Origin of the sequence: Halobacillus sp., from assembly GCF_049282395.1 — a bacterium.
Taxonomy (GTDB): Bacteria; Bacillota; Bacilli; order Bacillales; family Halobacillaceae; genus Halobacillus.
The window spans coordinates 1-6,802 of the sequence record NZ_JBAPTY010000096.1 but is presented as its reverse complement, the minus strand read 5'-3'; the positions used below and the strand labels follow the sequence as shown (position 1 = coordinate 6,802).

Here is a 6,802-nt window from a genome sequence, read left to right as displayed (position 1 = left end):
GATCTAGGCGAGACCCCACAAGGAGTGAAAACGACTGAGGAGGCTTGCCAGTTCCCCCACAGGAAAGCGAGTTATTTCCCAACCAACCCTCCCCCCATTTTAGTAACGGATCTAATCGTCTAAAAACTGAGTCTTCCAGTATCGGGAGCTTTACTTCAATATCAATACTTCATAATCATGAGCGGGGCTTTATTAGTCCAAGGTCGTAGATGGCTTTTACCAATCCGCCTTCGTTTACATCGGCGGTTACCATATCACTAACCTGTTTAGCTTCGGGAACAGCGTTTCCCATTGCTACACCTGTACCAGTTTCCCGCAGCATTTCAATATCGTTTAATCCATCTCCAAATGCAAAGGAATCCTCCATTCGAAGACCAGCTGCTTCAATCATTTTTTTGATTCCCTCAGCTTTTGATCCTCCCCCTGGTAAAACATCACAGGAGTAAGGGTGCCAACGGATGTAATCAAACGCCTTATGGGCCCCTCTGTAATCCTCAATTTCTCCTCCCTGACAGAACAGAAGGGATTGGAAGATTTCCCGGCCTTTATAAAAAGACTCATCTACCTGAGGATAGTCGAAATGAAGCGAACCCAGGCTTTTTTCAATATGAGAATGTCCTTGCTCGGAAGCTCTCATGGTTTCATGGTTCATAAAAACCATGGGATGATTGTTTTCTTGCGCATGTTCATGTAACTTTTCCAAGTACCTTTCGGAAAGGGGGTTTTTGTAGACTACTTCCCCTTCAAATATGACGTACTGACCATTAAAACTTACAAAGGAATCGATTCCAAGCTCTTCCCGTATTTCTTCATACATAAATGGTGCACGTCCTGTAGCTATTGCGCAGTAAACGCCAGAATTTTGCAGTCGTTTTACAGCTTCTTTTGTTTCTTCTGGCAATTGTTTTTGATGATTGAGTAATGTGCCATCGATATCGAAAAAGGCGATTTTCTTGTCCATAAAAGTTCCTCCATCTCTGTATTCCATAACTATTTGGTTATCCCATCATAATTAAGTTGATTGTTTGGCTATACTGTAGCACGAGAGGATAAATTTGAGAAGAAAAACAAACCATAATAATAAATTCTACTATGTAAATGTTTCATTCTTAATCAAACCGTATTATACTAGTAGTAACAGGGATTGGGCGGTTAACGTTTTAGTGCTTTTTTCATCAGTGGAAGGGGATGGATTCACCATGATGAAGCGATTGTTAAGAAAGCTGAAAAAACGTTGGAAAAAATTGATGGAACGTAAAACATATGCTTAGAGCCCACTGGCCGGATGGCTCCAAAAGCTAGTTCAACTACCGTTATCATTACCATACGATAATTAAACGTGCTATTATTAATGACAGGACAAGAATGTGGAAATTATATCTAGTTAGGAGCGATAATGTAATGATATACAAAGTATTATATCAGGAACTGGCGAAAGAAGTTCCTGTCCGTGAACGTACTCAAGCCATGTACGTAGAAGCGGAAACCGAAAGAAGAGTTCGTGAAAAATTGGCTAATAAAGGATTTAACATTGAATATATCCAGGTGCTTAATGAGGATCACCTGGCTTATGAACAGCAATCCGAAGATTATCAAGTGGAGAATCTGTAACGCATGAAATTCGTAAAAAATGACCAAACAGCCGTATTTGCCCTTGGCGGTCTCGGCGAAATTGGAAAAAACACATACGGCGTTCAGTTTCAAGACGAAATCATCCTCATTGATGCAGGTATTAAATTCCCTGAAGATGAACTTCTGGGAATTGATTATGTTATTCCTGATTATACCTATTTAGTTCAAAATCAGGATAAAATTAAAGGGCTCTTTATCACGCATGGTCACGAAGATCATATCGGCGGGATCCCTTATTTATTACGGGAAATCAACATTCCAATCTATGCTGGTAAACTTGCCGCTGGCTTACTTCGAAATAAGCTGGATGAGCATGGTTTGCTTCGTAACACGAAGATGCATACGATTCAGGAAGATGATGTAATTAAGTTTCGCAAAACATCAGTATCCTTTTTCCGTACCACCCACAGCATTCCCGATTCATACGGAATCGTTGTGAAAACACCTCCGGGTAACATTGTTCATACCGGAGACTTTAAATTTGATTTCACACCTGTCGGAGAACCTGCAAATTTAGCTCGTATGGCTGAAATTGGAAAAGAAGGGGTTCTCGCCCTGTTATCAGATAGTACGAATAGTGAAGTACCTGGCTTTACCAAGTCAGAACGTGTAGTTGGACAAAGTATTGATGATATATTCACACGTGTAGACGGACGTTTGATATTTGCAACCTTTGCTTCAAACATCCACCGGTTACAGCAAGTTGTGGAATCGGCAGTTAAAAACGGTAGAAAAGTTGCCGTTTTTGGACGCAGTATGGAATCATCCATCCGTATTGGACAGGAGCTCGGTTATATCCGCGCACCTAAAGATACTTTCATTGATGCGCAGCAAATTAATCGTCTTCCGGCCAATGAAGTGGTTATCCTGTGTACCGGCTCTCAAGGTGAACCAATGGCAGCTCTATCCCGTATTGCCAATGGAACTCACCGTCAAATTCAAATTATGCCTGGCGACACCGTCGTGTTCTCCTCTTCCCCAATCCCTGGTAACACGATCAGTGTCAGCCGCACGATTAATAAATTGTATCGTGCAGGAGCTGAAGTTATTCACGGCCCATTGAATGACATTCATACCTCAGGGCACGGAAGCCGTGAAGAAATGAAGCTGATGCTGCGTCTGATTCAGCCACGCTTCTTTATGCCGATCCACGGGGAGTATCGCATGCTGAAAGAACATGCGAAGTTAAGTCATGATTGTGATTTAGCACCTGAAGACTGCTTTGTTATGGATAACGGTGATGTATTAGCTCTTGGGAAAGATGAAGCGATGGTCGCTGGTAAGATTCCATCTGGATCTGTATATGTAGATGGAAGTGGAATTGGCGACATTGGTAACATCGTATTGAGAGATAGACGCATTCTTTCTGAAGAAGGCCTCGTTATCGTAGTGGTTAGTATAAACATGAAAGAGTTCAAGGTCGCTTCAGGTCCAGATATCATCTCTCGCGGATTCGTCTATATGAGAGAATCAGAAGATTTGATTAAAGAAGCGCAGAAACTTGTAAATAATCATGTTGAAAAAGTTATGGAACGCCGTACGACTCAGTGGTCTGAAATTAAGAATGAGATTACAGACACCATTGCACCATTCTTATTTGAAAAAACAAAACGACGTCCAATGATCCTTCCGATCATTATGGAAGTATAATAAGACCGAAAACCCCCGCTGATTCATTCAGCGGGGGTTTTTTAATGATCTGTTGACTACAACATATGCTTGTCTAAATTGTCATGACGTTTAGCAGCAACACTTTTTTCAGCTCAAATTTGACCCTTAGGTAAGCGAGTCCTGGTTTCTCTTTTTCATAAATTAGAGCGTTTTATAATCGTTTTAAAGCTTTTTTCAAATCAGGCAGTTCTAAGGATCCATTCTCAAAAAAGTTCTTAACTATATACTGAGAATAGTTAACGGCTGATTGATAGTCGATATGTCCCGGCAGCGGAGCCATATCTTCAATAGCTACGTCGATAATAACCGGCTGGTTGGATACAAAAGCCTGCTTCATTTTTGGTGCCAGCTCCTCGTAGCTTTCAATCCGATAACCTTGCCCTCCACAGGACTCAGCGAATTTTGCAAAGTTCATTTCTCCTAAATTGGTAGCATGATTGGCATGGCCCATTTGAGCTTGTTCATATTTGATTAAACCAATTTTACTATTATTCAATACGATGATCTTGATGGGAAGATTATATTTAACCGCGGTTACAAAGTCATGCATAACCATGGAAAAGCCGCCATCTCCAGCAATACCGATTACTTGTTTCTCTGGATAGGCAAGCTGCGCAGCAATCGCTCCCGGTAAACCGCTCCCCATGGTGGCAAGCCAGCCGGAAATAACAAACTTCTGGTCCACAAATGGCAGAAAACGTGAAATCCAGACCGTTACATTCCCAACATCTCCGGAAATAACAGCTCCAGATTCCATATGATTTTCGAGTTCATACATGACTTGAGGCGCATGTAAAGGATTCTCTTCAGAACGCTTCTCCTCTTGAAGCGCAATATGCCAGTTCTTCATTTTTTCCTGGTATTTTTCAAGGAATGGACGCTCTTCTATAGTCGTGATCCCTTGTGACAGTGCTTCCATCGTTTCTTTCGCATCACCGGCTAAACCTAATTTAATCGGGTAATACTTCCCAATGTGCTCTGGTTTGTTATCAAGTTGAATGGCATCTACATGGTCGGGCAGGAAATCTCGATAAGGGAATTGAGTGCCTATAAGAATAAGCAGATCCGTTTCTTTCATGGCATGATAAGCCGGTTTCGTTCCGATCTGCCCTGTATGCCCGAGGCAGTAAGGGTGGTGATCTGGTAAGACCCCTTTTGCTAGAAGACTTAAGATTACAGGAGCTTTAATGGTTTCAGCAAAAGCCATTAATTCATCTCTGGCACCAGCTGCTCCTTTACCTGCTAAGATAACTGGTCTTTCTGCTTGCTCAATTAGTTTCTTCGCTTCTATCATATGGTTTTGTTTAGGCATCATTTCCGGCTGAAATAGGTTACTTGCTCGTAACCTGACATCGTCCGTTTGCTTTGCGGCAAAAAGATCATCAGGAACAATCAGCACAGAAACACCTTTTTTAGCGTAAGCTTCCCTCACGGCCTGGTCCAGGAGATCCGGCAGCTGCTCCTGTGAGGCAGCCCTTTTATTAAATACCGCTACATCATCAAACATGCGCTCAAGATTCTGCTCCTGAAACGCTCCCGTGCCCACCTGATCACTTTGAACATGGCCTACAATGGCGAGCACAGGCGCCTGGTCCGCTTTTGCATCATATAAACCATTTAATAAATGAATAGCACCAGGGCCAGTGATGGATAACGTGACTCCCAGCTTTCCGGTTAGCTTCGCATAAGCTGCAGCTGCAAGTGCCCCTGTCTCTTCATGTCTCACCTGTATAAAAGAAAGTTCCTCTTCCCTTTTTCTTATATCATCAATAAATTCATTAATAGAATCTCCTGGCATTCCATATATATGATTGACTCCCCAATCAATTAACTGCTGGGTTAATACTTCTCCTGTACGTTGATCGAACATAAGTATCATCCTTCCTAAGTTTCCTAGTGCAATGAATATTGTCTATAGCATTTTATATTTCCCTTTTGCTATAGAAGTAAACTAAACTGCCACCAAATATTGTTTATTCGTCTATCCCAAGCAAATTTTTGTTAAATATCTCACACTTCATTATTATATGAGCTTCGTTTTTAAGTATAGAAAAAGTGATATTAAATAAAGGAAGGAAGGGCCGCTGCAGAAAACGACTCTTTCAATATTGGGAACTTTATTTTAAAAAATCACTACAAATAGTTCACACGGCATATTAAATGATTTGTTTTTTTAAAAGCTAAGAAAAAAACCTGCCAGCCGGGCAGGTTTTCTTAAGATGATGATTAGTCCTCAACTACAAGATTTTTTTCAAAACGACTGATGTCTTTATCTGCTCCGATGACAATCAATACGTCATTTTCGCGGATTTCTTCTGTTGCCATTGGAGAGACAATGACATCTTTCTTTCTTTTTATGGCTACGACGTTACACCCGTACTCAGCACGAATATCAAGATCCACCAGAGTGCGGCCGCTCATTTTGCTTCCTGCTTTAACCTCTACGACACTATGATCATCTGATAATTCAATGTAATCAAGTATATTGTTGGAGATGATATTATGTGCAATTCGTTTACCCATATCACGCTCAGGGTGAACAACGTGGTCAGCCCCAATTTTAGCTAGTACTTTTTCGTGGTAGTCGTTTTGTGCTTTTACAGTAATTGTTTTAATGCCCAATTCCTTCAACATTAAAGTGGTGAGGATACTCGCTTGGATGTTATCTCCAATTGCCACGATGACGTGGTCAATGTTACGCAGTCCAAGTTCTCGTAATACGTTCTCATCAGTAGAATCGGCGATCACAGCATGAGCCGCTATATCTCTATATTCGTTCACTTTATCTTCATCAAGGTCCAAAGCTAATACTTCCATGCCTTCACGGCTAAGCTCACGGCAGATACTGCCGCCAAACCGCCCGAGACCTATCACGGCAAATTCTTTTTTCATGATCTGTCCTCCATCTTTTCAGTAAAAATCTAACGTTATTCTATCACATTATACGCTTCTTCACCTAATAAAGTCTGCATGTGATAACATCCTTTAATTTTTGGGGCTGTTATAGTTGATGGTTAATTTTTTATAAGGGTTTATTACGCAATAGGGCCGGATAGTTGAAGACTCAGTTTCGAGATAATTTATGACAGGAAAGGTCCTCCGGGGAACGATTCGCTTTCCGTGGGCATGTGGTAAGCTTCCTCAGGCTTCGCCTTCCGGGATCTTACCGATCATGTTCATCCCACAGGAGTCTTCATCACCCCCCTCCGGACCTGGCCAAATCAGACGATCGAAACCACTTCAAACATCACCTGCGTGCTGAGGTATTCGAGGAATTAGACCAGGTAGTTTTGTACCTATTTACAGGATGTTAAATACCGGCAATAGCCTATCATAAAAGCATTTAATCCAGATCAAGTAGGAGGGTCTTTCTCTTCTAGAAGGGTCCGTTCACAAGAAATCGCTGGGTTGGTGGGGAAATGACGAGACTCCCGTGGGAGAAGGAGCTAGGCGAGACCCCACAGGGAGTGTTAACGACTGAGGAGGCTTGCCAGTTCCC

At 41.8% G+C, this 6,802-nt stretch carries 5 protein-coding genes; 2 read left to right on the top strand and 3 right to left on the bottom strand.

Translation table 11 applies throughout. The annotated features are described in order from the left end of the window. Positions 1 to 175 precede the first annotated feature (175 nt). Positions 176 to 961, bottom strand: coding sequence for a Cof-type HAD-IIB family hydrolase (locus WAM07_RS04695; protein WP_422165195.1), 786 nt, complete (start codon positions 959 to 961; stop codon positions 176 to 178). Positions 962 to 1,401: 440 nt separating this feature from the next. Here WAM07_RS04695 and WAM07_RS04690 point away from each other — a divergent pair, with 440 nt between their 5' ends. Further along, entirely contained in the window at positions 1,402 to 1,611 is a 210-nt protein-coding gene (locus WAM07_RS04690) for a DNA-dependent RNA polymerase subunit epsilon (protein ID WP_014643045.1), read from the top strand. Between the two features lie 3 nt (positions 1,612 to 1,614). Next, positions 1,615 to 3,282 carry a ribonuclease J1 gene (gene rnjA / locus WAM07_RS04685; RefSeq protein WP_422165192.1) on the top strand — a complete coding sequence of 556 codons (1,668 nt, stop codon included), beginning with the start codon at positions 1,615 to 1,617 and terminating at the stop codon, positions 3,280 to 3,282. 172 nt (positions 3,283 to 3,454) lie between these two features. Here rnjA and WAM07_RS04680 read toward each other — a convergent pair whose 3' ends face one another. Next, positions 3,455 to 5,173 carry a pyruvate oxidase gene (locus WAM07_RS04680; RefSeq protein ID WP_422165190.1) on the bottom strand — a complete coding sequence of 573 codons (1,719 nt, stop codon included), beginning with the start codon at positions 5,171 to 5,173 and terminating at the stop codon, positions 3,455 to 3,457. 356 nt (positions 5,174 to 5,529) lie between these two features. Beyond that, positions 5,530 to 6,195: a potassium channel family protein gene (locus WAM07_RS04675; protein WP_014643042.1), complete on the bottom strand. Its 666-nt coding sequence runs from the start codon at positions 6,193 to 6,195 to the stop codon at positions 5,530 to 5,532. Positions 6,196 to 6,802: the final 607 nt, after the last annotated feature.